The sequence below is a fragment of the Vibrio sp. RE88 genome, assembly GCF_013113835.1.
Classification (GTDB): domain Bacteria; phylum Pseudomonadota; class Gammaproteobacteria; order Enterobacterales; family Vibrionaceae; genus Vibrio.
Genome location: NZ_VTYQ01000015.1, coordinates 49,478 through 73,418 on the forward strand (window position 1 = coordinate 49,478; position 23,941 = coordinate 73,418).

The window sequence follows — 23,941 nt, forward strand, 5'->3', positions numbered from 1 at the left end:
AAAATTGATCACACTATACAGTACAGAAGGATGCCATCTTTGTGAGATGGCGTTTGAGCTTTGCCAACAAGCAAACATTGCAGAGAAAGTTGAAGTTGTCGATATTGCTTTCGATGATGGTCTATTTTCTCGTTACGGCGTCACGATTCCCGTTTTAAACGTAAGCGGTGAAGAGCTGAACTGGCCGTTTGACTTACAAGAACTACAAAACTGGTTAGAAAAGAATGGCATTAGTTACCATAAATAACGGATTGCTGGCATACGGTGATCATCCGCTACTCGATAACGCAGACTTTGCACTTCAGGAAAACGAGCGAGTTTGTCTGGTTGGCCGAAACGGAGCAGGTAAGTCCACCTTAATGAAGGTGCTGGCTGGCGAAGTTATTCTGGATGACGGAAAGTTGACCGTGACTCAGGATGTGGTCGTCTCTCGGCTAGAACAAGACCCTCCACGCAACCAAGAAGGGACGGTATTCGATTACGTAGCTGGTGGATTGGCAGAAATAGGTGAGCATTTGAAGATCTACCAAGATCAGCTCGATCTGATTGCTGTTGACCCATCAGAGCAGAACATCAATAAACTTGCCCGTATTCAGGAGCAGCTAGAGCATACTGGAGCTTGGCGTTTTGAAGACCGTATCAAGAACGTGCTCGCTGCGCTTAAACTCGATGGTCACACTAAACTAACCGACCTCTCTGGTGGTTGGCAGCGTAAAGCCGCGCTTGCACGTGCTTTGGTTCGTGATCCTGATGTACTTCTATTAGATGAGCCAACTAACCACCTTGATGTCACAACGATTGAATGGTTAGAAAACTTCCTCAAAGACTTCCGTGGCTCGATTATCTTTATCTCTCACGATCGTGCGTTCATCAAATCTATGGCGACACGTATTGTCGATCTCGATCGCGGCAAACTGGCTTCCTTCCTAGGTAACTACGACAACTACCTAGTCGATAAAGAAGAGATGCTAAGAGTCGAAGAGATGCAAAATGCAGAATTCGATAAAAAACTTGCTCAAGAAGAAGTTTGGATTCGTCAAGGCATTAAGGCTCGTCGTACACGTAACGAAGGGCGCGTACGTGCGCTTAAGAAGCTACGAGAAGAGCGAAGCGATCGCCGTGAAGTACAAGGCAAAGCGAATATTCAGATTGATGATGCGTCACGCTCAGGCAAGATTGTCTTCGAAGCAAAGAATATCAACTATGACATTGAAGGTAAGTCGATAGTTAAGGATTTCTCTTTCAATATCATGCGTGGTGACCGTATCGCACTGATTGGCCCAAATGGATGTGGTAAGAGTACTTTATTAAAATTACTGCTTGGCGATCTCACACCAGACTCAGGTCGACTTCATTGTGGTACTAAACTTGAAGTCGCTTATTTCGATCAATACCGAGAAATCTTAGATCCTGAGAAGTCTGTTATCGATAACTTGGCAGATGGTAAACAAGAAGTGATGGTCGGTGGACGCCAACGCCATGCACTTAGTTACTTGCAAGACTTTTTGTTTGCGCCTAAGCGAGCTCGCACACCGGTAAAAGCGTTGTCGGGCGGTGAAAAAAATCGACTTTTACTGGCACGTATCTTCCTAAAAGCGAACAACTTATTAGTTCTCGATGAACCGACCAACGATTTAGATATCGAAACATTGGAACTTTTGGAGGATTTGCTTGCCAATTATCAGGGTACGTTGTTGCTTGTCAGCCACGATCGTCAGTTTGTCGACAACACAGTGACGACTAGTTGGATTTTTGAGGGTGAAGGTGAAATCGAAGAGTTTGTCGGTGGCTACCATGATGCCCAGCAGCAACGTGAACAAACGAAGAAAGCTCGTGCGGTTGAAAAACCAATCAAAGCTGAGAAACAGGTTGAGGAATCTCCCAAAACAGCGCCAGTAAAGAGCAAGCCTAAGAAGTTATCCTATAAACTGCAGCGTGAACTTGAAGTGCTGCCGGCAAAACTCGAAGAATTGGAAGCTGAGATAGAATCAATGCAAGAGCAGGTGAATGATCCTGACTTTTTCTCTCAGCCAGTAGAGCAGACACAACCGATTTTAGATAAACTTTCTGCGGTAGAGCAGGAACTTGAAGTTGCTTTCGAACGCTGGGAAGAGCTCGAAGCAATGCAACAGGAAAGTTAACAAATAATGAGTAGTAAAATCTTTAAATTATCGTCCATTACATTAGCTGTAGCCGCTTCTTTTGGAGCGCATGCCGCGATTTATAATGTCGTCGAAATTTCAGAATCTTCGAGCAATTCCCATGGACAGGGTGGATATACCACGGAGTACTATGGAACAGCTGTCGAGCAAGGAAATACAACGGGAAATCCAGATCTAGGTTGTTTTGCTAGTAGTGCTTCATGCAGTAGTGCTGACTTTAAAATTGCGGCAGAAACACGCAACTGGAAGGAAGGTATTAGCTATAGGGAAGAAGCACCATTTGCAATGGATAACGCATTTAACTATGTTGATGATCAATCGGATTTCGAAAACTACTGCTACGCTCAACTTCGTTATGCGACTTGTAATACATGGGCTGAAGATGAGTGGAATGGATACGCGAAAGAGATCGCAAATGACTTTACTAACTCTATCGCATTTGTTGAGAATCAAACAGAAGTATCTACAACTAATGCAGTTATCAATAGCTTAAATGGAACTGATCCTGTCGGCAACAAACGTGATGGAAGTACAAGAAATGTAGCGTTTGTTGGCTCTTCTAGTTTGACTACACCAACGGGTTCTCCTACCGTTGTGCAAACTAGGGCGTGGAAAACCGATGGCACGTATACCGTTGGTAGCGTTTCTCGTCAACAAGACACTGATGGGAACGGTACACACTTCTACTCTAAGGGGAGCATTTGGGATAGCTCATCTGGGGTGAAAGAGATAGGCTTTGGAAATGGTGGTGTCGAGCGAGATGGTAACACGCTCGGGCAGGCGAGTATCAGAGATTTTAAAGTGGATGGTACGACCTTTTATGGGGTAGGTTACAATACTTATTCAGACCAACGAATGGATGCTACTGTGTTTGTTGGTGATATGAGTGCTGATCCCAACGATGTTACACAATGGGTATTTAATACAAATGATATTAATGCTGTTTCTAATGCACAGAGCGGCTCTGACTATATTTACAGCAACTCAGTAGTTTCATCTATCAACGACAACTTTGTAGCGGTTGGTAGTGCAAAACGAGCAGGCGATAAACCCCAAAATCGTGCTGCTTCAAATAGACTCTTTTATGTTTCTGACGTGAAAAGTAGCTCTCCGGCTGCGACCTATTTTAGTGGTGGCATTTTCTTTGATGGCGCTGGTGGCACAATGGGAAGCATAAACAATTTTAACGAAGTAGTTGGTAGCGTTGATATCAGTAGTGCTGCCGAAGTTGATGGAACAGAGCGCGCTAAGCGTGCGTTTATTAATCCATTAGATGCGACTAATACGAAATCTACGCGTCGTTCTTCTATATTTGATAGCAAAGCTTGGATTCTAGATGATCTAACTAATGATGGCTCTGCATCTTCAGTCAATAACCGCTATCGGATTATCGATGCCTCTGATATCAACGATGCGGGGGTTATCTCGGCTACGGCTATTAAATGTGAAAATGGGTACGATACAACGGAAGTCGATTCATACTGTCAAGGTGGGGCTGTGAACGTAGAGAAAGTTGTTGCCGTTAAGCTTGTTCCTATCGCCGGTAATGGTAAAGATAATATTCAATCTCGTGGCTATCGAACTGAGACAGTTGATCGCCAAGGCGGTTCACTGGGCTTTCTAGCTCTGACTCTACTTGGTTTCTTAGGGTTCCATAGAAAGTAGGTTAAATTTTAATCTAGGGCACAGGTTCACATTTTTGGATCTGTGCCTTTTTTATACCTTGAGAAAGGCGGATTTTTGATCGATTCTTAATTGTGGAGTCATAAAAGCTCCACAAAAAGTTAATAGTAGTACGTTAGAAAAACTTTATGTATGAGGACGACACTATGAAGAGACAAAAGCGTGACCGCTTAGAAAGAGCTCAGTCTCAAGGCTATAAAGCAGGCTTAAATGGCCGCTCAACGGACTCATGTCCTTACCAACAGATGGATGCTCGATCTTATTGGCTCGGTGGTTGGCGCGATGCCAGGGAAGACAAACACTCTGGTCTCTACAAATAAAAGACTCAATCCACATACGACATAAGGAACAAACAAAAACCCCAACAATTGGGGTTTTTGTTTAGTTACTTAACGCACTATAACTAAATATTTTGCTGACAAAAAAGCGACTCAAGAGAGTCGCTTTTAAAAAGTATTCTAAATTAGAAAGAAGATGTGTCTTGGAACAAGCCAACTTTAAGATCTTTCGCTACGTAGATCTCTTTTCCATCTACAAGTACACGACCGTCAGCTAGGCCCATAACAAGCTTGCGATTTACAACACGCTTCATATGAATCTCATATGTGACTTTCTTCGCTGTCGGTAGAATTTGACCTGTGAACTTCACTTCGCCAACACCAAGAGCACGGCCTTTACCTTTACCGCCAACCCAGCCAAGGAAGAAACCCACTAGCTGCCACATTGCGTCAAGGCCTAGACAGCCAGGCATTACTGGGTCACCAGGGAAGTGGCAATCAAAGAACCATAGATCTGGAGTAATATCGAGTTCTGCTAGAATCAGACCTTTACCGAAATCACCTTCAGTTTCAGACATCTTAGTCACGCGGTCCATCATCAGCATGTTTGGTGCTGGAAGCTGAGGATAGCCTGGGCCAAATAGTTCGCCTTGGCTTGAAGCTAGTAGATCTTCGCGGTTATAAGAATCACGTTTGTTTTGCATTATCAATTACTCCAAATTTTGATAGCAGCATGTTAGTGAACACGTGTACGCCAAACAACTCCGATCAGTCTAAATGTGACTAATCTTTGTTCTAAGAGAACCAGTTTTTGATGCGCTCCACAAATCCTTGAGGAAGTTCATGTTTTTCAAAGTTTTCAATTCGTTCCGCGATCTTATGAATCACGCTTGTTTCATCATTGCCACGGAAAGGCTTGCCCATAATGATAGGAATTGCTTCATCAACGGTTTCGACAGACCAGATGTGAAACTCATCATTCTTAATGCTTTCTACTACATCTTTATGAAGGGCTAAGTGTTTTAGATTCGTTTTAGGAAGAATGACGCCTTGTTTGCCCGTAAAGCCCTGATGCTTACAAACACGATAGAAACCTTCAATTTTCTCATTTAAGCCACCAACTGCTTGAACTCGACCAAATTGGTCTACCGCACCAGTCACTGCGATCTGTTGATTAATCGGGTATTCAGATAGGGCACTTACAAAAGAGCACAGCTCGGCGAGCGTGGCGCTGTCTCCGTCGACTTCGCAATAGGACTGTTCAAATACAACTGAGGCCGAATAAGGTAGCGGTTCATCCAACTGTAGAGCGCTTGAAACAAATGCTTGCATGATCATCATGCCTTTTGCATGGAGGTTACCACCTAGCTCAGCTTTCCGTTCTACATCGGAAATATCGCCGTCACCAAAATGGATAACACATGAAATACGCGCTGGCTCACCATAAGAAAGCGGGTGTCCGGAAACATCAATGACGGTTAAACCGTTGACCTGGCCAACACATTCACCTTGGGTTTCAATGATTACCTGTCCATCTAAGATGTCTGATAAGGCGCGCTCGGGCAGGTAAGACTCGCGCTGGTACTTCGCATCTAATGCCTGGTCTAGTGCACTCTCATCAATTATCTGGTCGTTGGCATGGAGTGAAGCTTCCTGAAATATCGATAGGTACCACAGAGGTTCGATCGGCATATAGCGTTGATCTTCAGTGTACCTAGCTCCCGCAACCATTAATCTATGAATCGCTTCGCAAGAGAGGGTTGGTAGACTGTGTTCTTTCAGCAGAGAGGACAAGTAACCCAGATAGAGTTCTATGGATTGTTCACTTAACGTGATTTCGTGTTCAACCTCTGTATAAGCAGCTAAGCCCGTATAGAGTTCACCATCCATGTATTCTAGATCTGCAATTTGGTCTCTGTCGCCAACGACAACGAGTTTTACATCATAAGAATTGCTTGGAAGATCGTTAGCAATATTGCGTGGTGTCGTATTGATTGGGCTAACACTCTCACCTAGAAAAACCGATTTGAATACAGGCCAACTGCTTGGATTAGCGAGAAGCATATTAGCGGAAACGATCAAGAATCCACCATCAGCTTTGGCTAATAATCCTTTCTTGTGTGCGATAATTTCGCCAGATTTATTACACGAATAGGTACCAAGAAGTTCGTTTATGTTGATGCTTTCTGTTGAAATGACGCTACTGTCAGAAACGAAAGATAAACTACGCTTAATATTGGAACGGTAGAAAGCGTTGTCTGGCGAGTTTACAACGAGAATTCTGGCAAAACCTCTAATAGCAGCAAAAGTAGATAAGGCTTGCTTTAGTCGAGGCTGAACGTCAAGAAAACCCACACTGGGTAGGCTTTCAAATCTCGATATTACATCGTCATAACTTGTGTATTGTGGAGTGACTGCACGCCAGCTTTCTTGGATCATCAACAGTATTCATGTACTTGAAAAGGTCAGAAATTATATAGAAAAACGGCTAAGTATGACATAGCGAATTCAATGTGATGATCTAGGTCGATTTTTCTACAATAAAGATTGTAACTAAAGTGATGGTGAGTTACGCTGTCACCCAAATTGAATGGAAACTGCTTACAATGAAATATCAACAACTTGAAAATTTAGAATGTGGTTGGAAGTGGACGTATCTCATCAGTAAATGGAAGAACGGAGAGGCAATCACTCGGCATGTTGATACGAGTGAAGCAGAGGCCGCGGTTAATGAATTGCGCCATTTAGAGCATGAGCCAACAAAAGTGTTGGAGTGGATAGAGCAGCATATGTCGCTTGAATTGGACAACAAGCTCAAGCAAGCCATCCGTGCTAAGCGTAAACGCCATTTTAACGCGGAACAAATTCATACCAAGAAAAAATCAATCGATTTGGATTATCGCGTTTGGGAGAAGCTTTCGACTCGCGCAAACGAACTAGGCTGCACATTGTCTGATGCCATTGAATATTTGCTATCTGAAGCATCACGCAGTGAGAAAGCCAGCAAAGCGGTCAATAGCCTCAAAGAGGATTTGAGTAAGTTACTAGACTAAGGAGCATGTATGCTTTACGTGATTTTGGTTGCTGCAATTGTTGTATTCTGGTTAGTGGCGGTTGATAGGCCAGTGTTGCGTGTTCAGTTTAAGTCAGGGCACATCACCAAAGAAAAAGGGCACTTTCCTCCGACTTTTCGTCATAATGTTTTAGATATTGCAGAGCGCGATCCTTTTGATGGAGAGCTAAAAGTCTATCAGCAACGTACAGGCTCCAAGTTGGTTTTTTCAAAGCAAGTTCCCAAGAAAGTACAGCAACGGATAAGAAACGTATTTCCACATCAAGGCTTTCGCTCTAAAGGCAAAAAGAAAGCACATTAGGTCAGTCACACCAAGAGGGCCTCTAGCTAGCGACTAGGGGCTTTTTTGTTCTATGGCCTCGGCTACTAAAACAAACAGAACCTCATACTGTGTTAGTATTAAACCTATCACCCTTTGCAGAGCTTTTGTACCTTGTTACTCACCAATAAGAAATACAATGAAGAGGCTAATCAGCTTGCGAGTAAAATTGCGGCATCAACCAGAGAGCGTTATGCCAAATGGCTGGTGAGTATTAAATACGTACTTGATCAATCTGATGTCGATTCCGTGTTAAGTCGGCAAAGTGAGTTCTGTGATAGCGTCATACTTAATGAAAAAGAGCGGGTAACCAAAAATCAACGCCTGCTTTTAGAGTGTGAGAAAAGTAAAGTTCAGGAGAGACGAAAAGCTGCAAAAGAGAAGCAAAAATTGCAAGAGGAGGTCGTGGAAGACATAAGAAAGCTGGCAGAGCAGAGGCTCGTTGAAAAGCTTAGTGATCTTGATGTATTGAAACTGTTTGGCCGCTTTCCTGATTTTTCTTATTTTCTTAGTACGGCGTATTCTCCCTCAGTGAGCTATAGCAAATTGGATGTACTTGCAGTTAACGATAATTTGTTTAGAAACAACCTGTTGGAGTTGGCTAACAACCCTAAGTTTTGTGCTCGTCTTGGGAAATCTGCTCGAACGGTGACTGACTCAAAAATGGCGATAGGCGTATTAGGGATCGATAACAGCCGTACTTTGTTTCCTATTCTTATGGCCAAGCCCTTGCTACGTTGGAGTGATAAAACAACAAAGAACATTGTCCCTAAGCTTTGGCAATATATGATTCTAACCGCCAATGTAACGCGGCTTCGTTTGGTCGAAGCGGGAGTTAAATCTCCAGAGCAAGGCATTGCTCTTGGTGTATTGCGCGCAATTAGCCAATTCTCAATCGTTAATAACTTTTCCATGATGTTTGAAGATGCATTGGTAGAAAGAATGGAGTTTTATCGAGATGCCAATCGGAGAGAAGAGTATTACGCTTGTGCAGATGTGAAACCTATTATGAGCGTTTTACCTGAGGTGATACTGGAACTGGAAAAAAGCCTTACCCAGAAAATTATCGACTACATCGAATGGACCCCAGTGAACATTCACCTTAAGAACGCCTTGCTTGAAGATATTGAAGACGTTGCAATGCTAGAGCGTACGCCTTATGGCGTTGCGTTAGCTCAGGGACAAGCTTATTCCATGTTTGACGCTCTAGATAGAAGTCATGTTTTTGTTGAGAAACATAAACCTTTTTGGTTCGCTAACGTACAAATGCCACCCGATGCATTAAAGGCAATACGCAGCAGTCATCCAGGGCGTATTGAGTTAAGTTCTTAAGGCTATATAGCATGTATTCTAAGGCACTATAACTAAAAGTATTTACTAAGCTGAAAATAGGTTAGCCATAACTTACTGAAAGCTCAGAGTGTTACCTCCACCAACTTCGTGCAGCAAACAAACAGAAAGGCTAGATTACAATTCCGTGATGTTGCACACGAGTCATGATAACGCATGCACATTATCTCCCATATTTTATTAAAGTGATGAATGTCATCATTGATTTGAGGGAGTATTCATAATGAAAGGTACTTGTTTGTGTGGGTCTGTTGAAGTGCAGGCCGAGGAAGAGCATGAAGTCAGTTTGTGCCATTGCAATATGTGTCGACAATGGAGCGGTGGGCCGTTACATGCAATACATTGCCACTCGAAAGTTCAGTTTTCCGGGGCCTCTGTAAAACGCTATCGATCCTCTGAATGGGCAGAGCGAGGTTTCTGTTCCACCTGCGGTACCCATCTTTTCTATTATCTCATACCAGGTGATGAATACATCTTGTCGGTAGGCTTGTTCCAAGAACATCGTTTTTCACTTAAAGATGAAATCTTTGTTGATGAGAAGCCAGATTACTATGAGCTGAATTCAGGGTCTCATAAGATGACCGCGCAACAGGTTTTTGAACAATTCGCGCCAAAGGAGTCGTAAGTAATGTTCCCGATGGATGTCTTTGTGACTTATACACTGGCTTGTATAGTGCTCGTTCTATCCCCTGGGCCAGACAATTTGCTGGCGATTGGGCGTGGATTAAGCCAAGGAAAGAGAGCCGCCGTGGTATCGGGTAGTGCTTCTGGTACAGGCATACTATTCCACGTTTTAGCAGCAACATTTGGCTTGACGGTCCTAATTCAGAGTTCAGAATTAGCTTTTTACATCGTTAAAACAGTTGGAGCGGGCTACCTGATATGGCTGGGTATTAAGGTTCTTCGAACTCGTCAGTTATTTACGTTGGAACCGGCTAAGAAGCAACCTTTGAAAACGATATTCTCGACTGGATTCTTATCTGCAGCGTTGAATCCCAAGCCTGGCATGTTCGTGTTAGCGTTTATCCCGCAGTTTGTTAACCCTGATTTGGGCCCTGTCACCATACAAATGATAGGTTATGGAGTATGGTTCGCTGTACTTACTGGGGTCGGCTTCTCGTTAATGGGTGTGTTTTCTTTTCAGCTCTCAGATTGGTTTCGTCGTAAGCCTAAACTTGTCACATCAATGAATATAGGGGCTGGAACCACTTTTATCGCGTCTGGGTTAGCCGTGGCATTCATGAAACAAAAATAGGTTTTAATGTGAATAAAAAAGAAGCTCTCAGCGTTGTCGTTGAGAGCTTCTTTTTTATCATGATTCGATGACGATGTCAGAGTCGTCCGTAGTAAATAGGTTTGCTTTGTTTTGTTTGATGAGTTGTGCTGCGTAAGAGGGGGTGACAGCATGTACATCGCCTTTAGCTTTTAGTGTATATGCTTCCCAAGCTTGATCACGGTATTTACCAGTTTGAGTATATTGAATTAGTACTTTCATCTTGACCTCACTATGTAACGGTTGCTGAACCTAGTTTTAACAGTAATGCGATCATTCCAGTTATGCACCTGCTAAAAATGCAACATAAGATTAACCTCTTCAGCAATATTATGTGGCACGGGATTCGCACCGCCACTTCGCTCGGGCGAAACCTCATTTACGGATCTGATGGAAAAACTTTTGGGATTCACTTCTCAATTACACGTATTTATAGTGCTAACTGGTCGTACATGTATTAAATTTGATTTATTGCTCAATTATTAATGATATGACCCATAACTAATTGAATTTAAAACTTTGAATGATTTATTTTAAAACTTTTAAATATAAATTGGGGTTAAAACATAAGAGTTATTTCTATATAAATGGCCATTTTTTCTTGTATATAGATTCAACTGTCTATATGACAAGCTTTTTGCTGAACGAGCCTCACAGAGATGCATTGTGACGGCTTTCATAAAAAAATGAGTTTGTTACTGTAAGCGGGCCTTGGGCAATAATCCAAGTGCCTTACGTTTGCTGTTTCGGGTAAGCAGGCCGGCTCTTCATGAGCCGGTTCTTTTTATTTCTTTGGGAAGCATTGCTAGTTAGAGCATTACTTGTTTCTGACCAAACCGTAGTCGAACTACAACATCCTAGATAGAACGTCATTTTCTGGTTTATCGAAGAATCTGTGCTTTAACGCTCCTGCAATATGGAGGGCTAACACCGCAATGAACCCCAGCCCTAAGACATAGTGAAGACCTATAACCCATGTCGTGATGTCATAATTTTTCTCAATTGGCAGCAATGGTAACTCTAAGCCGAAGAACCAAATGGATGTTAACGGAGGAATTCCGGGAAACTCAGGTAAAGCCGACGAGGCAATGTAACCGGTTAGTGGGAGTGCAAACATGAGCCCATATAGTGCCCAATGAGCCAATGTTGAACCAAGCTTCTCGTGTGCTGGTAATCCGACAGGAGTGGGGGGCGTATTAGCGTTCAGCCTTGTAATCAGACGAATGATCACCAAAACAAAAGCCAATACTCCGAGTGCCCTGTGCCAGTGATAAAGGTCAAATTTGTTGGGGGATTCAATGGAAAGCTAGCCATATATAGACCCATTACAAGCGTGCACAGCAGAATTAAGGCCATTAACCAATGAAGTATGCGCATGGGTATTGGATATTTTTTGGGGATCATTTCTGACATAAGCTCACCTAACTAAATAGTGTTATCATGAACTTCATGCTAATTAACTCCAAAAATAAGTTAAATGCATTGCTTGGAAAGTGATTATTTCCAAATGAATGGTAATTGTGTGGATTCTTGTAGCAAGATGTGAGCTATCTACCGGCTTAGTTTGAGGCCTTTTCACATTGTCTTGGTCGCTCTTAGCCAACAAGATGTGTCATTGCAAATCCAATTTAATGACGAAACTCTAAACTTTTAACCGCTTCTCATCTTCACGCAGAGCAATGATTTGTGAACAGGTTTACTTCGGGTTAGCTCACATGAAAGGCTAATGATATTTTTGTTATTCATAATGCTGTGGCTATGGTGAATATGTTGAACGGAAATATCCTGAAGACACCTTACGATCACTTTCTATGAAAGTTTCTAGGCTCAGTCATGAGCCTTTTTTTTCGCCTAATGCTTAGACATGATGCACTGTCATTTTCCTGAAGTATTTCAGCCATTGGATTGAAACATCGCACGGTTATCTTGCTCTTGGCAATCAGGCAGATACTATGTCGCCAATCATGTTACATGCTTTCATCCAAGGCTATACCGCCTGGAAGCTCCACTTTTTCGCCGCTCATCTTTTGAGCGGCGCTTTTTATCATCGCCACTCAACTGCTTCTATTTATTAAGTAAAACATCAACTTACATAAATAGTACATATCACCGACAGTAACTTACATTTTATCCATTTATATTGTTCCTGATTATTAATTAGCAACAGGAATGCATATGAATATAAAGCTGCTCACGTTACTAACCGTTCCTATGGCAACGATGGCCGGAGTCAGCTCAGACTCCATGTTTAAATCGCTTGTAACGGACAAGCCAAAAGCTGATTACGTGTTTAGTGCTCAAGAGCGTGCAGAATTGCTTGCAGAGAGGTTACCGATACTTAGCTCTATGCAACTAACCTATGAAGGGCAAACATACTCGAAGATTAAATATGCTGACGATTACGGCCGAGACACGTTAGTGCAACTAGAGAGCATATCAGGAAAAACCGTCACTTTAATGCTTGATGATTTGTCAGATACCAATGCTAGGTGCTTCATTTACTTTGATAAAAATGATCTTGATAGCTTTGATTGCGGCCCTAAAAAAATTGCAGTGTCCTCAAACAAAAGCTTGGTGGAATCGCAAACACTACTGGGCATGAAAACCCTGCGCTTGGAGTATCATCAAGAGGCACTTGAGTACCTTACGATGATCGGCTCTACCATCTTGACTCCGGTTGTGACGCCAGCAGAAGTAAAGATAAAAACATCGTTTGCATTTGATGACTTTTACAATGATGCAGTGTGTGGTGGTCATTGCCAACAACGTATTGAGTCGACATTAGGTGTGACTACTTTCACTCAATTACAAACAATAGTGGATCAATATCAGGGAACACCAATGACCATGGTATTTGACAGCCATATTGGTGGGAGCGCGGATGACGACATCAATATGTATACAGGTTTGCTGATCAAGGACAACAATATGAATACGTTGGTCACTGAGAACGGTTCTGTTTTTTCTGGAGGCACAGACCTATTTGCAGCAGGGAACAAACGTACTCTAGAGCGAGCCAGCGATGTAGGTCGGATTGAAATGGCTCAGCAAATAGGTGTTCATAGCTGGTTTGATGATGACTTAAACAAATCCGCTAAGCAGATTCCTTACACGGATGAAAGCCACCGCAAACAGGCCACATACTTTACCCGAGTTATGGGTGACAAAGGCATCGACTTCTATTTGTTTACACTGGATTCTGCGCCAGCGGAGGGGGCTCATTGGGTAACAAAATATGAGTCAGATAAGTATGACTTTATTAACGAAATCATCGATCAGCCGTAATATATTCAGATGAAAGCCATCAGCAAACTACGTGTTTGTATCTGCGAAGAATTTATAGGACATTCACACGATCACGCTCTATGCTTTCTTTAGTTAAGTGAAAGGTAGAGCGTATGAATCAACTTACTCGCAAACTGTGCCTCTTTCTGGCGATGGCTTCTATTTCCATTCATGTTTCAGCCACAACAACGATCAGGCTGGCTTACTCAGACGTTGAATCTTATCCGTTTCAAATGGGAAATGGTGCTGACGTTGCCAATCCACCGGGATTAGCGTTGGATGTACTTAACCAAGTTGCCAAGAAGTTGGACCTTAACATCGAGTATACGCGCCTTCCGGGTAAACGTGTTTTGCAAGATATCGGGGCAGGGAAAGTCGATGGAGGATTCATATTTTCCTATAACTCACAACGGGCGCAATATGCTCGCTATCCAACAAGCGATGGCAAACCGGATGGGAGTAAACGTATCGCTACCATTGGCTATTACTTCTATACACTTGACGACAAGCAGCTAAATTGGGATGGCGATCACCTAGCAGACACCGATCAAAAGGTCGGTGCGCACTTAGGCTTTTCTATTGTTAGAGAGCTAAAGAAGAAACAGCTAAAAGTCCACGAAGTAAAAACGACCGAGCAGTTGTTCAATATGCTGCAATTGGATCGTTTATCCGCCATAGCCGTTCAGGATACGATGGCTCAGCAGTTTTTGAGTAGCCAGAAAGTCAGCAATATTAAGCAGGTACAACCTGCGATCACAACGAAGGATTACTACTTAGTATTGAGCCACGAATTTGTTGATGTGAACCCTGAATTGGCGAGTAAAATCTGGAATGCAATTGAAGAGTTGAGAGATGATACCTTTTCTAATCAAGGAGATAAGTATCTAGAATAACATACACACCCATAGTGACACCGTCACTCTTATCCTTATGTAATACGTGTTGAACAGGCGATAAGTGAGAGATAGACTGCTCTCCTTTACGTCGCAAATGCCAATTAGGTAAATTATGCAAAAAACATCTCTTGTTGCTCTACTCATCAGCTCCGCGTTTCCAGCGATGGCGGCGAATAATCCAAACATTGAGTTCATGACTCACATCACCTGTAAAATGGGAGGGTGCACTATGGTTTGTACTTCTGCCGAAGGGAAAAAGGACGTAAAAGCAAAGGGGATTAACAGTGCTGACGTGGTGACATACAAAAGTGGTACTGTGCAGCACAATTTAGTTGTTGGCTTTCAAAAGGTGGTAGTCACTTCACCCGCAGGTACTGAGTCTTGCACTCTAAACAACATTGATAAAATTGAGACTCAGTAGATGGTTAATAGGCGAATAACGTTTAATGTTATTCGCCCAAACAGCTAAACCATTTGAGATGCTATTTCGTGCACGTTTGCTTGCCAATCCACGATCTTGTCGTTATCCACAAAACTGGCAGAACATAGAAAAACCGGCTCGAAACACTCTATCCCACAAAATTGAAGCGTAAACTGATTCAGTTGTGCCAAAATTGGGGCTGCCTGCATTTGATCGTACTCTTCTGGAGCATCCATAGTCAGAATTAATTGAGAAGTTTTACCTTCTAATAGTGGAATTACGTTTGGGTTGTTACTTTCATATTTAAAAGCGAATCCAGGTAGAAGAGAACGGTCGATCAGGCCCTTAAGCTTAGCTGGTATGCCGCCCCACCAAATTGGGCTCACAATCGTGATATGGTCTGCCCAGAGAAGCATCTCTTGAAACTCCTGCAAACTAGGCTCAAGAGTTTTCGAAGAGTCGTATCCTCCAGATAGATCAGGGTCAAAAGTCATTGATTCTAAATCAAATCGACGAACGTGATGTGCAGCAGCCACACCGCTTTGATAAGCATCAGATATTGTGTGGCAAAGGCTTTGTCGCTTTGGGTTACCGTTGAGTATTAATACGTTTTTCATCATCTTTCTCCTTTGAGTGGGATGATGAGTGTAAAGTCTGCCCATAGGGGGAGAGTCAACCACTATTCACATGAATTGATCGCTTCAATACAGGACTCTACATTTTTAAGCTTTTCGGCAAGTAGCGTTTGTTCTCGCAATAATCTTTCTCTTACCTCTACCAGAAAGCTTTCAATGCGCTGCCAGTCAACTTGATTATTCTTGTAGACGATGATGCCCTTAAGCTCAGAAAGCTTAACTCCGAGATGCTTTGCCTGAACAATAAGGTTAAGAATATCCACATCTGAATGTTTGTAGATTCTGTAACGCCCTTGGCGTTGTGGCGTTTGGATAAGCCCCAACTCTTCGTAAAGCCTGATAGCTTTTATCGACAAGCCTGTTTTTCGGGAAACTTCACCTATAAACATGAAACCTCTGGGAACGTATGAGTGGTTAAGGGTCAACGATGATGAAAATGTGATGGGGCATTTTCACAAAGAAGGTCGATGATGTGTTGCTACCAAGTAGAGAAATTACACGTACTCTACAAATAAATGGTTCTTATAATGTTCATCAATCAGCTCACGTATCTCCTTAACAAAATACTCATGCTTTTCGTAAAATTTGTCACCGAGTAATAAGGTGTGTTGTACGATGTCATTCACTAGCTCAAGTCGGGAACTTGGCAGCAAAAAATTGGTTCTATCATGTCTAATTTTAACCAATAGATCTCCAAGCCTTCTCAGCTCCGCCAAAATGGCCTTTTGTGCCAAGCCTTTCTTATGCATATGGGCTTCCCAGAACCAGATGATCAAATGATCTTCACAAGCAATGGCTTTACTGTCTGGCTGGTTAATGGTGTCCATTCGAGATAATCCGTTGTCTATAGATGCAATATAGTCATGCGCATTTTTTACTCATATTGTGAGTCACTATGCATACATGAACGCAATAACAACGAACTTTATCAAAATAATTGAATATGAAAAAGTCATGCTTACATAGATTTACATAGCCAAGATAGATGTGATAGCTACTTAAGTTCACTCCAAAAATTCGCTTTATGAGCTAACTTTTTAATACAGGTAAAATTCTAAATCATATAAGGGTAGGGTTGGCATGATTAGCTGCATAAGAAACATGACTATTTTCACTCTGTTAATCAGTATTGCTAGCCTTTCTGAGGCAAAGCCACTGCGCTTTGCCGTCGTACCCAAAGAAGAGAACAACCCATTTTTTGAAGCAAGCCGAGAAGGGTGCATGGCGGCTGCAAAAGAACTCAATAATGTAGAATGCGTTTATCGAGGCCCCAAAAGTGTTGATATACGTAAGCAAGACAAAATCATTTCTGATTTGCTGGATGAAGGCGTAGACGGTATTGCTATTGCGGTTCCTCAGGGCAAATTTATGCTTGAGCACAGTATGCAGAAAGTGCGAGAACTTGGTATTCCTGTGATCACTTATGATGCCGATTTCTCGAAAGAAACTCTAACCAGTTACCCAGACTTAAGAGCGGCTTATATAGGCACTAACGATTTTGATCTAGGAAGAGCACTGGGTGAACAACTTAAGTCTCAACTCCCGAGCGGCGGGACTCTCATTATTCAAAGCGGTCGACCTGATTCGCCGAATTTAAATCTCAGAGTGATGGGAATACGCTCCGCCTTATCAGGTAAAGAATACGCGTTACCTCCTGGTGAGCGCCTAAAAGGAGAGAACGGCTGGACGGAGTTTAGTAAACCACTTCACAACTTCGGTCAGTTCGAAAGAGCACTCGAGGATCTCAAAAACGTACTCAACTCTTATCAGGAGCGTGAAATTAACGCCATCGTGGCCGTAGGGGGCTGGACTCAGTTTTTAGAAGAGTATAGAGATGTCGTTACCCCTCACAAACAGGCCATACTCGACAAAGACATCGTTATCATCACTGCAGACACAGCCCAAGAACAACTCGTGTATTTAAAAGACAACCTAGCGCACGGCAATGTCGGCCAAAACCCCTATGAGATGGGCAAGCAAGCAATATTGACCCTCTACAAGCTTGTGAACAAACAAGCTGTAGAGGAGGTGATGTACATCCCGATGACTTACTGCACACCCGACAACTATCAGAGCTGTACTAAGAATTAACTTCAGGGATGTAAGTATTTACAGCTGTATAAGTTCCAAGAGAACATAATTTAACGCCAAACTAGACCAGAAGAAACATCAGGCGGCTACAAAAAGAGGCGAAATCCAACCAGCAGTCTCGATGAAGTCAGCATTAAAGAGCGAGGCTTCAAAGACGAATTTATCCTGCTTGTGGTGTTTATCCCGCTGATTCTTTCTTTTATCCCTGACTATGCGTCCTATGTCGAACAAGGCTTTGAAGCTCTGCAGAATATCCCCGAACCGTATTGGTATGTGGTGGGCGCCGTCGTCATTGATACGCTTGGCATGCGGGCGATGGTGCGTTATCTGCTCGAGTTCTTCTCAGGCAAGTTCAGGGGGCAGTGATGGGACTACTGGAAGCCATGCTCATTTCACTAATCACCGGCGTGGTTTCAAGCGCGGGCACGATTGCAGCGCTCAAAACCGACATCAACTGGATAAAGAAAGTGCAGCAAGACCAGGGCGCTTATATCGGGATTGGGGGAGTTTCGGGTAGTTGTGTGACTTGGCTAGACGTAAGCAGGCGCTCTTTGCGGCGACGAGCGAGTAGGGTGATGGGAGTGAGAATATACTTAATAGGGCGCTGCCATTGAGTCGCACGTTTCTTGAGATACTTACGTGCCTTTTGTTTCGCTTCAAGACGCTCTTTCAGCATACCCAAATCAGCAAAGTATTTATCGGTGATCTTCTTAATCGACGCTAAGCCGCGCCACTTTTCGAGGTTATCTTTACCCGTATAACGCTCTCGAGGCTGTACTGAGGTTATCCAGCCTTTTCGAATTGCATAATCTTTGCACTGCTTAACACGCCATTCAGGCATATTCAGTTCTTTCCCGATGTAACCCCAGGTTCTCAAAAGAAAGCCATGTTGCGTATCGACGCCAATTTTGCCCGTAGTCAGGCACATTTCGTTGACAAGAACATACATAAAGCGCGCAACATCGTTTACCATGCTTTGCTGACTGGCGCGGCCGTTCTCTGTGAGAAAAGCGGCTGAGGATGAAGGATTGTTGAGGATTCGCATCATTACAGAGTAATGCAGACGACACAAAGGACGCTCTTGGCGTTTCTTTCTCTGCTGTTCGTTATGCTGTAATGGATCGTAATTCATGCGGGGCTAAAGCCTAATCTTTGCTTGTATCTGACAATGAGTTGATTCAATTCTTATCTATCCGATCAATACTTAAGAGGTTGCAATTCATCGTTCGGATTCCCCCCATAAGCGCTTCGAATCACTATGGGGGGATAAGTTTTGGATCTAATGCCAAATATATGATGAATCGCAAAGCCTCCCGGCTTGACGTGTCCGCGTATCTACAAAGCATCTCAAATACTTAGCTCAACTCAGACATATAGATTAAAGATCATTTGGAGTATCGGTGGCAAGTGTATTGTCCACCTGTGGCATACGCTATACTCCACGCAGGAGGTGCCAAAATGATAACTACAATGGATCTTTTGAAACGCTTAATTGTAGAGTTCAAGCTGGATAGTGACCGACAAGTAGCTAAATTGTTGGACATTAGCCACACATCAGTACAGAACTGGCGAGGCGAAAAGGCGGCGTCATGAGTGACGATATCGTTTGTGAAGTGGCAGATATGTTGGGTTTAGATGTGGACTTAACATTGTTGGCGATACTGGCTGAACGTTCCAAAAATGAGCGTGTTGTAGAAGCAATCGAACGTTTAACAGAAACAAAAAAGTCAGCTTGATTAAGAGACAAAAAGTAAAGGTAACTGATTGAATTAACGTACAAAGTTACCTTTCTTTTTTGCCTCCCTTAGTGCGCATTATGCATATTATGTTAAATGACGTATTCATCTACGTGAAATCTGACTTGTTTATTGCCATAGCTCCTCTCTTTTTTGAATTCCATTCAACATAATTGGATTTACCATAAAATACCTAATATACAACTTAACCATCTATCGATGATTAAGCTGTATATTACGAGCCTTCTTAAGTTCTTTACTTACCGTAGTCACGTGCAAAATTGTTTAACTCTGAAATGGATCGGATGACGTGTAGAGATTTGTTTTCTGAAATGGATTCTAACCTTTGTATGAACTTGTCATTCCAAAACTTTGGACTGAGTTTTAAGAATCGATAACTTTGGATTGTGCCACTCCAGACTGAGCTTCCATCTGGCCAACCTTCAGGTTTAACGATTAATCCTTTTAAAAGCCGCTTGGTGACTAGCCAATAACTCGTGAGGTACGGAAGATCGATGTAAACCAAGGTGTCCGCTTCATCTAATCTCTGGTTGAACGACTCTATTGGCCCAAGTCCGTCGATTATCCAACTTTCGGTTTCGAGTATATTGTTATGGGCTTCTTTGAACGTCGCTGCATCGACGTGCTCACCATTTTTCTTGTAGACGATCGAATCAAGTTGATGCAATTCAATGCCTGTCTCGCGTGCCAACTGTTTGCTCAGCGTTGATTTACCGCTTCCTGGCTTGCCGAAAACTGCGATTTTCTTCATGTTACCTCCTTATTGTAGGACTGATCCCACGAGGCAGATACAGAAAACCCACCTCGATTCGGTGGGTTTTAAAAATCTAACGCGTACTGATTCCCACCATTCCTATGGAATGATGATAATTCGGTTTGAGTCGCGTTTAAGATCTCTATTCATACTTTCATACTTATATACACATATCGCGATGTCAATTTATAAATGAGTTTTTACCTGAGCGGTTCTGCTCAGGTAAAGATCTTAGTCATTCTGCACAATGAGATTATCGAGAATCTGACTCCGCTGTAATGTGTTCTAAATCAATGAGATAAGGTGGAATGGTATAAGCCGAGCCGTTAGGAGTATCACCGAGCAACTTCCGATTTGCCACCATGCCACTTGATAGGTCTCCACTCCTAACATAAGTCCTGAGGGTCTCTATACCTTCAACAACATTAGGGTTCTGTGCACTGGTAGCGATAATGCCATTTAGCATACCTGACATCATCATCGCCTGTTCTGCTACCTGCACAACAGAATCACGGTAGCTTTTAGCGGAAAGATCCTGCGGTTTACTAGGATGAACAACCTGCAGGTGCTCGTTGATTCTGTCTCTACTTACAGAAGTGGTTGCACCCATTAACGGAACAGTGCCTCCTTCATCATTGTGATAGTAACTTTGCTCGAAGTTCATGTTTCCTAAGCCAAAGTCCACATCAAAATGATGGCCGCCTTTTTCTTTTAAGTAAATCAAACGAGAGATGTCGGAAAAATGTTTAATGCCATCCCACTTGTCACTCCCACCTTTTTGCAAATGGTCACACGCTGCTTTCACCATTTTGAGCAATTCAGACTTGGTCAGTACACCGGGTTTAGGCTTGGGCAACGGTTTCTTTCTTAAGCGATCAAAAGTGCTTTGTGTTGGGTCCGGCTCAAATAGCTCATCGATGTCACAAGTATCATAGCCGTAATCTCGAAGTACGACCCTTTGTGTCTCGCGCGTATCAATCACTTCCACTTGGATCAGCTCGCGTTTCTTAAGTTCCTGTTCTAGTGAAGATGAATGCCAAATGCAGTGTTTAAACTGGCTTCCCTCAGACTTATCGATGGAATCAGTGAGTACATGCAGCGCTTCCTGGCTCATTGCACCACCAGACCAGAAACGATGAATGGTTTGTGGAATAGATTTGCTCTTACTCTTACCAATGCCAACTCCAGCGACCTTAGAAAAGATATCTAAGACAGTCTCAGCAAGCTGTTCCTCTTCCGTGATTGGGAGGATCAATACTGGAACTTTGTCAGGAATCGAATGACTCTGCATGACATTAACCATGGTTTCACTGAGCTTATGTTGTTTGAATTGTCCCCATATATCGCCAAATGGGTGAACGGCTTTAAACTGCTTTAAAGGTGGCCATACTTCAGCGCCCTGCTCTGCTTCAGGTCGTTTCTCTAATGCTGACGTTCTTGCGGCAACAATGTCGTCCATTTCCAGTTTAAGTGCGTGTTCGTCGAGCCATTGAGTGGTAACCGTATTTAGCTGATCTTGGCTAAGTTTTTCCAAGCGATATAGAAAATGTTGATCGGGTGCTGGTGCATCTTCTCGTTTATATGGCAGTAAGACACTCGTTAACTGGTTTGGCGATAACAGATCGTCATTCAGTTTCGAGGCTTCAGACAAGGTTGCCTGAAACGTTGAACGCCCTTCTCCAGCTATACAATATTCACGGCTTAGCTTCCCACTAACGAAGTGATAAAAGTAGCCCTCTGTCGGAAACGCCAGTTTACTCTCGTTTGCTTTTATCGCTAACTTTACAGGTATAAATTCGGCGTTAATGTGTTTGGTACCTTTGGGTTTAGGTAAAACGTCGAAGCAAGTCGTATGATGTTTGGCGAAGAGTTCATGGTGAAGCACCTTTTCTTCATTTTGAAAGCAATGAGCTGTCAGAACACTTTCTTTCTCTGGTGTTTCATCCTTCCCCCATTGTGACACTGGCGCTTCAAGCTCAGTGCGCCCCAAAGACCATTGTCCAGTCTGGAGAGAGTTAAGCTCCTCGTTCGTGCAATGGATTTTTACGTTGATTTCATATTCTGGTTCAGGATCAGGCGTCTCTTGTACTGGTTGTTGAGGTTGGGCGTTGGCGCCATCTTGCTCTTCTTCAATTGGGGCGTACCCCGCTCTCACGACTTTTCTATTATTCTCGTACTGCATGCTAATTAGCCTATGATGTTGTGGTTATTTATTGTTGTAATATTTCTTTTATCAGGCGGTTAACGTCCTTGCTTGATTAAATCGGGTTAAATGCCTGTACTTCTGATTTCTCGTAGTTCGTCTCTTAGCCTCAACTGATTGTTGCACTTGGCAAGTTCTTTTAGGTGAGTGATCTTCGCTTGATAAACTGGCATGCGCTCAGCAGTGATCTTAGAGCAGAGTGCGCCAAGTTCTGAATTAGCCAACTTCATGAGTTCAGATCGCATAGGGCCTTTACAGAACTTCTTGATGGTGTTTTTGAGGACAACCAGCTCGCCGGTCGCGATTTGTTGAGGTGAGCTTTTGGCAATAATCGCAGCTGCTTCATTTTCCATATTTGTCTCCCTGACAATAGGTTTAAAGAAGCATTATTCTTATATTAAATTGATTGAATATAAAATGAAAAAGTCTAAAAAGAAATAATGATGTCGCCAACACCATATATAGCCAGCGTTTATAGCCAATTTGAAGTTTATCTAAATGGTTGACTAACGCTGGCTTTGAACGACTTTGTGTGATCTTGGTTACGGTATATAAAGTCTTGGATTTGCGGCTCCCCAAACGGTGTAAAGCTCTGGGAATATCAATTCGGCGTGTTCTTCCATTTCTCCGACACTAATTTGCGCGTTTGCTTGTTGGCCAAACAGTGTGACTTCTTGTCCCGTAATCACCCCTTTCACATCAGTAACATCGACCATCGTCGTGTTCATCGATGTTTTCCCTACAACCGGAGCCCGCTGCCCATTCACGATAACATGGGCCCGGTTCCCCATTTTTCTCGGGTAACCATCAGAGTACCCCACGGGCAAATTGGCCAATACACTGTCACGTTTGGTCACGTAGCTACTGTCATAGCCGACGGTAGAATTGGCAGGAACATTGTGTAAAGACGCTACGCGGGTTTTGAAACTAACAATTGAGGGATATTCCGGGTTAGTTGGCAGATCGCCATACAGCACCCCGCCGGGTCTCACCATATCAAGTTGTGCTTCAGGAACGTTCAATGCCGTATAAGAGTTTGATACATGGAGTAAAACATCATCCCTCTTCAAGTTAGCGTTTTCGATCAGCCACGCCGAACTTTGATTAAAATCGGCGAGTTTGCTTCTCACTTCATCAGCATCATAATTTGGGAAATGCGTCATGATACCGACGATGTCGATGCCTTGGTGCTTCGCAATATCAAGCGCCTCTTGCTTACCTTTTTCGGTGCTCATATCAATCCCATTTCGAGACATGCCGCCATCATTCAACGCTAAATGGACTTTAATGGTTTTGTTTGTGCTTAGAGATTTGATCTGATTTGCCTGCTCCAAGCTCCCGACAAGTTCTTCAACATCAAGATCCATTGCTTGTTCGATTTCCTGAATATCAGCTGAGCGAACGCGAACTAACTGGCCTTCAAACCCGCTATCTCGAACGGTCCTTGCCTCAGCATTACTTGCAATTGCGATACAAGGAACATTGAGCTCAAGAATGGTCGGCATGAGGCCGCGTATTCCGTTGCCATAAGCATCAGCCTTCATCACCACACAAAGCTTGGTTTGACTGCTGAGATGAGACCGAAACTCCGCCATGTTTTGCTTGAATTGACCTAAGCTAATCTCAAGCCAAGCGTTCGATTGTTGTACTTGGTTCATTGCTGGCGGCGAGTCTGGTAATGCTAAAGGTGCCGCCATGGAACCCATCGGAAATAGTGCTGATGCGACTGCAAGTGAAACCAGTGTTGTGCGGAAAACCATA

The 23,941-nt window shown here is 43.1% G+C and carries 25 protein-coding genes and 2 pseudogenes; 15 read left to right on the top strand and 12 right to left on the bottom strand.

The window, feature by feature from the left end:
• Nucleotides 1-4 precede the first annotated feature (4 nt).
• From F0265_RS22890 to rmf, 4 genes are all read left to right on the top strand, one after another.
• On the top strand, nt 5-247 hold the full coding sequence (locus F0265_RS22890) for a glutaredoxin family protein (RefSeq protein ID WP_171340942.1): 243 nt from the start codon (nt 5-7) through the stop codon (nt 245-247).
• Nucleotides 225-2,141: an ABC transporter ATP-binding protein gene (locus F0265_RS22895; protein ID WP_171750462.1), complete on the top strand. Its 1,917-nt coding sequence runs from the start codon at nt 225-227 to the stop codon at nt 2,139-2,141. Before F0265_RS22890 ends, F0265_RS22895 begins: the two co-directional genes overlap by 23 nt.
• A 6-nt stretch (nt 2,142-2,147) precedes the next feature.
• On the top strand, nt 2,148-3,827 hold the full coding sequence (locus tag F0265_RS22900; RefSeq protein WP_171750463.1) for a DUF3466 family protein: 1,680 nt from the start codon (nt 2,148-2,150) through the stop codon (nt 3,825-3,827).
• 164 nt (nt 3,828-3,991) lie between these two features.
• Nucleotides 3,992-4,165 carry a ribosome modulation factor gene (gene rmf, locus F0265_RS22905; RefSeq protein ID WP_006962151.1) on the top strand — a complete coding sequence of 58 codons (174 nt, stop codon included), beginning with the start codon at nt 3,992-3,994 and terminating at the stop codon, nt 4,163-4,165.
• Between the two features lie 143 nt (nt 4,166-4,308).
• Here rmf and fabA read toward each other — a convergent pair whose 3' ends face one another.
• Both fabA and F0265_RS22915 read right to left on the bottom strand, forming a co-directional pair.
• Nucleotides 4,309-4,827 carry a bifunctional 3-hydroxydecanoyl-ACP dehydratase/trans-2-decenoyl-ACP isomerase gene (gene fabA, locus F0265_RS22910; protein ID WP_171750464.1) on the bottom strand — a complete coding sequence of 173 codons (519 nt, stop codon included), beginning with the start codon at nt 4,825-4,827 and terminating at the stop codon, nt 4,309-4,311.
• 91 nt (nt 4,828-4,918) lie between these two features.
• On the bottom strand, nt 4,919-6,562 hold the full coding sequence (locus tag F0265_RS22915) for a Lon protease family protein (protein WP_171750465.1): 1,644 nt from the start codon (nt 6,560-6,562) through the stop codon (nt 4,919-4,921).
• A gap of 167 nt (nt 6,563-6,729) precedes the next feature.
• Between F0265_RS22915 and matP the strand changes: the two genes are divergently transcribed.
• The 5 genes from matP to F0265_RS22940 all read left to right on the top strand — a co-directional run bounded on the left by matP (nt 6,730) and on the right by F0265_RS22940 (nt 10,120).
• On the top strand, nt 6,730-7,176 hold the full coding sequence (matP, locus tag F0265_RS22920) for a macrodomain Ter protein MatP (RefSeq protein WP_029236077.1): 447 nt from the start codon (nt 6,730-6,732) through the stop codon (nt 7,174-7,176).
• A gap of 9 nt (nt 7,177-7,185) precedes the next feature.
• Nucleotides 7,186-7,497, top strand: coding sequence for a DUF3634 family protein (locus F0265_RS22925; RefSeq protein ID WP_171750466.1), 312 nt, complete (start codon nt 7,186-7,188; stop codon nt 7,495-7,497).
• A 132-nt stretch (nt 7,498-7,629) separates the two neighbouring features.
• Nucleotides 7,630-8,847: an HDOD domain-containing protein gene (locus F0265_RS22930; RefSeq protein ID WP_171750467.1), complete on the top strand. Its 1,218-nt coding sequence runs from the start codon at nt 7,630-7,632 to the stop codon at nt 8,845-8,847.
• A 241-nt stretch (nt 8,848-9,088) separates the two neighbouring features.
• A complete protein-coding gene (locus tag F0265_RS22935; RefSeq protein ID WP_171750468.1) occupies nt 9,089-9,490 on the top strand; it encodes a GFA family protein in 402 nt (133 codons plus the stop codon).
• 3 nt (nt 9,491-9,493) lie between these two features.
• Entirely contained in the window at nt 9,494-10,120 is a 627-nt protein-coding gene (locus F0265_RS22940; protein WP_171750469.1) for a LysE family translocator, read from the top strand.
• 57 nt (nt 10,121-10,177) lie between these two features.
• On the opposite strand, the gene F0265_RS22945 is transcribed toward F0265_RS22940, so the two are convergent.
• A complete protein-coding gene (locus F0265_RS22945; protein WP_006962169.1) occupies nt 10,178-10,360 on the bottom strand; it encodes a hypothetical protein in 183 nt (60 codons plus the stop codon).
• A gap of 625 nt (nt 10,361-10,985) precedes the next feature.
• Complete coding sequence (locus tag F0265_RS22950) at nt 10,986-11,438, bottom strand: cytochrome b/b6 domain-containing protein (protein ID WP_345775879.1); 453 nt, start codon at nt 11,436-11,438, stop codon at nt 10,986-10,988.
• A gap of 875 nt (nt 11,439-12,313) precedes the next feature.
• On the opposite strand from F0265_RS22950, the gene F0265_RS22955 reads away from it, so the two are divergent.
• The 3 genes from F0265_RS22955 to F0265_RS22965 all read left to right on the top strand — a co-directional run bounded on the left by F0265_RS22955 (nt 12,314) and on the right by F0265_RS22965 (nt 14,740).
• Nucleotides 12,314-13,423 (top strand): hypothetical protein, encoded by a 1,110-nt coding sequence (locus F0265_RS22955; protein ID WP_171750471.1) that lies wholly within the window; start codon nt 12,314-12,316, stop codon nt 13,421-13,423.
• Between the two features lie 113 nt (nt 13,424-13,536).
• Nucleotides 13,537-14,316 carry a transporter substrate-binding domain-containing protein gene (locus F0265_RS22960; RefSeq protein ID WP_171750472.1) on the top strand — a complete coding sequence of 260 codons (780 nt, stop codon included), beginning with the start codon at nt 13,537-13,539 and terminating at the stop codon, nt 14,314-14,316.
• Nucleotides 14,317-14,431: 115 nt separating this feature from the next.
• Nucleotides 14,432-14,740, top strand: coding sequence for a hypothetical protein (locus F0265_RS22965; RefSeq protein ID WP_171750473.1), 309 nt, complete (start codon nt 14,432-14,434; stop codon nt 14,738-14,740).
• A 44-nt stretch (nt 14,741-14,784) separates the two neighbouring features.
• Here the strand turns inward: F0265_RS22965 and F0265_RS22970 are convergent, their stop codons facing one another.
• From F0265_RS22970 to F0265_RS22980, 3 genes are all read right to left on the bottom strand, one after another.
• Nucleotides 14,785-15,360: an NAD(P)H-dependent oxidoreductase gene (locus F0265_RS22970; protein WP_216607968.1), complete on the bottom strand. Its 576-nt coding sequence runs from the start codon at nt 15,358-15,360 to the stop codon at nt 14,785-14,787.
• 59 nt (nt 15,361-15,419) lie between these two features.
• Entirely contained in the window at nt 15,420-15,764 is a 345-nt protein-coding gene (locus F0265_RS22975) for a MerR family transcriptional regulator (protein WP_171750474.1), read from the bottom strand.
• Between the two features lie 105 nt (nt 15,765-15,869).
• On the bottom strand, nt 15,870-16,202 hold the full coding sequence (locus F0265_RS22980) for a hypothetical protein (protein WP_171750475.1): 333 nt from the start codon (nt 16,200-16,202) through the stop codon (nt 15,870-15,872).
• Nucleotides 16,203-16,476: 274 nt separating this feature from the next.
• On the opposite strand from F0265_RS22980, the gene F0265_RS22985 reads away from it, so the two are divergent.
• Nucleotides 16,477-17,466 carry a substrate-binding domain-containing protein gene (locus F0265_RS22985; RefSeq protein ID WP_253809543.1) on the top strand — a complete coding sequence of 330 codons (990 nt, stop codon included), beginning with the start codon at nt 16,477-16,479 and terminating at the stop codon, nt 17,464-17,466.
• 111 nt (nt 17,467-17,577) lie between these two features.
• Nucleotides 17,578-17,832, top strand: a pseudogene (locus tag F0265_RS22990) (hypothetical protein); the annotation flags it as partial.
• 121 nt (nt 17,833-17,953) lie between these two features.
• Here F0265_RS22990 and F0265_RS22995 read toward each other — a convergent pair.
• Nucleotides 17,954-18,598 (bottom strand): hypothetical protein, encoded by a 645-nt coding sequence (locus F0265_RS22995; RefSeq protein WP_171750477.1) that lies wholly within the window; start codon nt 18,596-18,598, stop codon nt 17,954-17,956.
• Between the two features lie 326 nt (nt 18,599-18,924).
• Here F0265_RS22995 and F0265_RS23000 point away from each other — a divergent pair.
• Nucleotides 18,925-19,202, top strand: a pseudogene (locus F0265_RS23000) (helix-turn-helix domain-containing protein).
• 256 nt (nt 19,203-19,458) lie between these two features.
• On the opposite strand, the gene F0265_RS23005 reads toward F0265_RS23000, so the two are convergent.
• The 4 genes from F0265_RS23005 to alr form a co-directional block, all read right to left on the bottom strand.
• Entirely contained in the window at nt 19,459-19,974 is a 516-nt protein-coding gene (locus tag F0265_RS23005) for an adenylate kinase (protein WP_171750478.1), read from the bottom strand.
• Nucleotides 19,975-20,230: 256 nt separating this feature from the next.
• Complete coding sequence (locus F0265_RS24640; protein ID WP_253809544.1) at nt 20,231-22,159, bottom strand: hypothetical protein; 1,929 nt, start codon at nt 22,157-22,159, stop codon at nt 20,231-20,233.
• An 86-nt stretch (nt 22,160-22,245) separates the two neighbouring features.
• On the bottom strand, nt 22,246-22,533 hold the full coding sequence (locus tag F0265_RS23015) for a hypothetical protein (RefSeq protein WP_095664037.1): 288 nt from the start codon (nt 22,531-22,533) through the stop codon (nt 22,246-22,248).
• 189 nt (nt 22,534-22,722) lie between these two features.
• Nucleotides 22,723-23,940, bottom strand: a complete 1,218-nt coding sequence (gene alr / locus F0265_RS23020; RefSeq protein ID WP_171750479.1) for an alanine racemase — start codon at nt 23,938-23,940, stop codon at nt 22,723-22,725.
• Nucleotide 23,941 lies beyond the last annotated feature (1 nt).

Bases quoted from the DNA above. Each gene is read 5' to 3' on its own strand.
- F0265_RS22945 (WP_006962169.1), bottom strand. From the start codon at position 10,360: ATGAAAGTACTAATTCAATATACTCAAACTGGTAAATACCGTGATCAA.
- F0265_RS22900 (WP_171750463.1), top strand. From the start codon at position 2,148: ATGAGTAGTAAAATCTTTAAATTATCGTCCATTACATTAGCTGTAGCC.
- alr (WP_171750479.1), bottom strand. From the start codon at position 23,940: ATGGTTTTCCGCACAACACTGGTTTCACTTGCAGTCGCATCAGCACTA.
- F0265_RS22915 (WP_171750465.1), bottom strand. From the start codon at position 6,562: ATGATCCAAGAAAGCTGGCGTGCAGTCACTCCACAATACACAAGTTAT.
- F0265_RS22970 (WP_216607968.1), bottom strand. From the start codon at position 15,360: ATGATGAAAAACGTATTAATACTCAACGGTAACCCAAAGCGACAAAGC.
- F0265_RS22895 (WP_171750462.1), top strand. From the start codon at position 225: ATGGCATTAGTTACCATAAATAACGGATTGCTGGCATACGGTGATCAT.
- F0265_RS24640 (WP_253809544.1), bottom strand. From the start codon at position 22,159: ATGCAGTACGAGAATAATAGAAAAGTCGTGAGAGCGGGGTACGCCCCA.
- F0265_RS22960 (WP_171750472.1), top strand. From the start codon at position 13,537: ATGAATCAACTTACTCGCAAACTGTGCCTCTTTCTGGCGATGGCTTCT.
- F0265_RS23015 (WP_095664037.1), bottom strand. From the start codon at position 22,533: ATGGAAAATGAAGCAGCTGCGATTATTGCCAAAAGCTCACCTCAACAA.
- F0265_RS22995 (WP_171750477.1), bottom strand. From the start codon at position 18,598: ATGAATTACGATCCATTACAGCATAACGAACAGCAGAGAAAGAAACGC.
- F0265_RS22940 (WP_171750469.1), top strand. From the start codon at position 9,494: ATGTTCCCGATGGATGTCTTTGTGACTTATACACTGGCTTGTATAGTG.
- F0265_RS22935 (WP_171750468.1), top strand. From the start codon at position 9,089: ATGAAAGGTACTTGTTTGTGTGGGTCTGTTGAAGTGCAGGCCGAGGAA.
- fabA (WP_171750464.1), bottom strand. From the start codon at position 4,827: ATGCAAAACAAACGTGATTCTTATAACCGCGAAGATCTACTAGCTTCA.
- F0265_RS22975 (WP_171750474.1), bottom strand. From the start codon at position 15,764: ATGTTTATAGGTGAAGTTTCCCGAAAAACAGGCTTGTCGATAAAAGCT.
- F0265_RS22925 (WP_171750466.1), top strand. From the start codon at position 7,186: ATGCTTTACGTGATTTTGGTTGCTGCAATTGTTGTATTCTGGTTAGTG.
- F0265_RS22955 (WP_171750471.1), top strand. From the start codon at position 12,314: ATGAATATAAAGCTGCTCACGTTACTAACCGTTCCTATGGCAACGATG.
- F0265_RS23005 (WP_171750478.1), bottom strand. From the start codon at position 19,974: ATGAAGAAAATCGCAGTTTTCGGCAAGCCAGGAAGCGGTAAATCAACG.
- F0265_RS22965 (WP_171750473.1), top strand. From the start codon at position 14,432: ATGCAAAAAACATCTCTTGTTGCTCTACTCATCAGCTCCGCGTTTCCA.
- matP (WP_029236077.1), top strand. From the start codon at position 6,730: ATGAAATATCAACAACTTGAAAATTTAGAATGTGGTTGGAAGTGGACG.
- F0265_RS22985 (WP_253809543.1), top strand. From the start codon at position 16,477: ATGACTATTTTCACTCTGTTAATCAGTATTGCTAGCCTTTCTGAGGCA.
- rmf (WP_006962151.1), top strand. From the start codon at position 3,992: ATGAAGAGACAAAAGCGTGACCGCTTAGAAAGAGCTCAGTCTCAAGGC.
- F0265_RS22980 (WP_171750475.1), bottom strand. From the start codon at position 16,202: ATGGACACCATTAACCAGCCAGACAGTAAAGCCATTGCTTGTGAAGAT.